This is a genomic window from Aeromonas lacus, assembly GCF_000764665.1.
GTDB lineage: Bacteria > Pseudomonadota > Gammaproteobacteria > Enterobacterales > Aeromonadaceae > Aeromonas > Aeromonas lacus.
Genome location: NZ_JRGM01000074.1, coordinates 1 through 3,244, shown reverse-complemented (window position 1 = coordinate 3,244; position 3,244 = coordinate 1). Strand labels below are relative to the sequence as shown.

Below are 3,244 nucleotides of genomic sequence, written 5' to 3'. Positions count from 1 at the left end.
TTCCTATCCTTATCATCCAAACGTTGACCCTAAACAGATTGCTAAGCTAATCACTCCGCGAACACGTGCTATTGTAGTCGTTCACTATGCGGGTGTTGCCTGTGATATGGATGCGATCATGTCGCTGGCTGAACAATATAATATTCCGGTTGTGGAGGATGCAGCCCAAGCGATCGATGCATTCTATAAATCCCGCCCCTTGGGCAGTATCGGATGTTTGTCCACATTCTCTTTCCATGAGACTAAAAATATTATTTCAGGTGAAGGTGGTTTGCTCGTTATCAATGATCCGCAATATATACAGCGAGCTGAAATAATTCGAGAGAAAGGGACGAACCGCAGTTCATTTTTTCGAGGTGAAGCTGATAAATATGGCTGGGTTGATATTGGCTCTTCATTTCTGCCATCGGACATCATAGCTGCTTATTTGTATGCCCAGTTGGAGCAGCTTGATGCTATACAAAATCGCAGGCTAGAAATATGGCATCGTTACTTACAGGCACTAACGCCTGTGGTCGGTGCATATGGGATCAAGCTTCCATCAATTCCTGACTATGCCACTAACAATGCCCATATGTTCTATCTGGACTGTACTAGCCTTCAACAGCGTAGTCAGTTGATTAAACATCTTGATTTAGCTGGGATTAAAGCTGTTTTTCATTATCAATCTTTGCACTGCAGCCCCTATTTTCAGGGACTACATGATGGTCGCTCACTACCGAATGCGGAGCGTTTCACCGACTCGATCGTCCGTTTACCGATGTATTTCGATCTGTCGAATGATGAACTCGACTTTATTTGTGAGCAGATTGCTATCTGTCTTGGTCAACAAGCCTAACTTGTAGATCCTGATGCTGCGACATGAAAGCAGCCATGTGGCACTAATTTTTGGCAGTGCCCAGGGAGAGTGAAATGTTGATGCAGAGCTAGGAGTGAGCACGTCGTTTTTTATCGGTTTATATGTGCTGGTGTTATCCAGCCGTTTGTTTTGGAGTTCACCCATGTCGTCAAAGCAGCGTGTGCTGATCGTGTTCGGGACTCGTCCAGAGGCCATCAAGATGGCTCCTGTCATCAAGGCATTCCGACGCCATCCGGACATTGAGGTTGCTGTCTGTGTAACCGGCCAGCATCGGCAGATGCTGGATCAGGTGCTCGAGTTATTTGATATTCGTCCTGAATTTGATCTGGATATAATGAAGCCAAGTCAGGATCTCAATGATGTCACAGCGGCAATTCTGGTCGCCCTCAAGCCGGTATTCGCGGTATTTCAGCCTACCCGGGTTCTGGTTCATGGTGACACAGTGACCTCCTTTTCCACTACCCTGTGCGCCTATTATCATCGTATTCCGGTAGGGCATGTCGAAGCAGGCTTGCGGACGGCTAATCTCTATTCGCCTTGGCCGGAGGAGGGGATGCGTCGCCTGACCGCGGGTATCGCCGATCAGCATTATGCCCCGCTCGAGAGCAGTCGTCAGAACTTGCTGCGCGAAAATATTGCGCCGGAGAACATCTTTGTGACGGGTAATTCAGTGATTGACGCCTTGCTGGAGATATCGGGCAAGATTGAACAGAACACTTCGCTGCAGGATAGCCTGCAACAACGGTTTTTATTCCTCGATTCGAGTAAGAGAATGTTATTGGTTACCGGCCACCGTCGCGAGAATCATGGTGATGGTTTCGAGCGTATTTGTCGTGCCTTGAAGCGGTTGGCAACCAGAGAGGATGTCCAGATTGTTTATCCTGTGCACCTTAATCCGAATGTACTGGATGTAGTTCATCACCATCTGGGCGATGTCGCCAATATCCACCTGATTGCGCCCCAAGATTATCTCGCATTTGTCTACTTGATGAAGTGTAGCTATCTGATATTGACAGATTCGGGTGGGATCCAGGAGGAAGCGCCAACCTTGGGAAAGCCGGTCTTGTGTATGCGTGATACGACAGAGCGCCCTACCGCGGTGTTGGCTGGCACCGTGTATCTAGTCGGTACCGACGAACAGTTGATTGTGGAGAAGACAACCCAACTGTTGGATAACGAACTGGCCTATCTATCCATGAGTCTTGCTTCGAACCCCTATGGCGATGGTAAAACCAGTGAGCGGATTGTCGCCGCCGTATTGGCCAGTTCTTGATGGCGAGGCAAATCCAGCCATTTCTTTAATGTCTTACATCATTGTGGCGGTGTTGACCGCGCCGAATTATCCGGAGTTGTAGCAACATGACATTTAACAGAGTTTCCATTATTGGACTGGGATATATCGGGCTGCCTACTGCGGCTGTAATTGCAAGTAACGGCATTCGTGTCTTGGGTTCTGATGTAAATAACCATGCAGTCGACAGCATTAACCACGGGGAAATCCACATTGTTGAACCCGGGCTGGAGGATCTGGTTCGCAGTGCCGTTGAAGCTGGCTATTTAACCGCACATACCACACCGCAACGGGCTGATGTATTCCTTGTCGCGGTGCCGACACCCTTTAAAGGTGACAATCGGGAGCCGGATCTTAGCTTCATTCAGCAGGCAGCCATCAGTCTTGCGCCATGCCTAGAGTCCGGTAATCTGGTGATCTTGGAGTCCACCTCACCGGTTGGCACGACCGAGCTGATGGCGAGCTGGCTGTCCGAGGCTCGTCCTGATCTGACATTTCCTCATACCGCTAAAGCGGGATCCTGCCCGGATGTTCTGGTGGCGTATTGTCCTGAGCGGGTATTACCCGGTCATATCGTGCGTGAACTGGTCGACAACGATCGGGTCATTGGTGGACTGGATGTCGCCAGTACCGAGACTGCGATGGCATTCTATCGCCTGTTTGTTAAAAACGGCGACTGTATCGCGACCACGGCGCGCACTGCTGAGATGAGTAAATTGGCGGAAAACGCCTTCCGCGATGTCAATATTGCTTTTGCCAACGAGTTATCACTGATTTGCGATCGCCAGGGAATCGATGTTTGGGAGTTAATCTCTCTGGCAAACCGTCATCCGCGAGTAAATATATTGCAGCCTGGATGCGGTGTTGGCGGCCATTGCATCGCGGTAGATCCTTGGTTTCTCGTCAATCAGAATCCGGATCTGGCCAAACTGATCCAGCAGGCTCGGCATGTCAATGATAACAAGCCATTATATGTCGTTGAGCAAATCGAGACTGCGTTATTCGAACTGTCGGGTAGGAAGATTGCCTGCCTTGGTTTGTCGTTTAAAGCAAATATTGATGATCTGCGTGAAAGCCCTGCCCTGAATATTACG

At 49.3% G+C, this 3,244-nt stretch carries 3 protein-coding genes; all 3 read left to right on the top strand.

All coding sequences use genetic code 11. The annotated features are described in order from the left end of the window. Positions 1–838 (top strand): dTDP-4-amino-4,6-dideoxygalactose transaminase (rffA, locus tag LG31_RS0107680; RefSeq protein ID WP_033113901.1); only part of this gene is annotated, 838 nt, incomplete at its 5' end. 163 nt (positions 839–1,001) lie between these two features. Further along, entirely contained in the window at positions 1,002–2,132 is a 1,131-nt protein-coding gene (wecB, locus tag LG31_RS0107675) for a non-hydrolyzing UDP-N-acetylglucosamine 2-epimerase (protein ID WP_033113900.1), read from the top strand. Between the two features lie 86 nt (positions 2,133–2,218). Next, the coding region (wecC, locus tag LG31_RS0107670; RefSeq protein ID WP_033113899.1) for a UDP-N-acetyl-D-mannosamine dehydrogenase at positions 2,219–3,244 on the top strand (1,026 nt) is incomplete at its 3' end.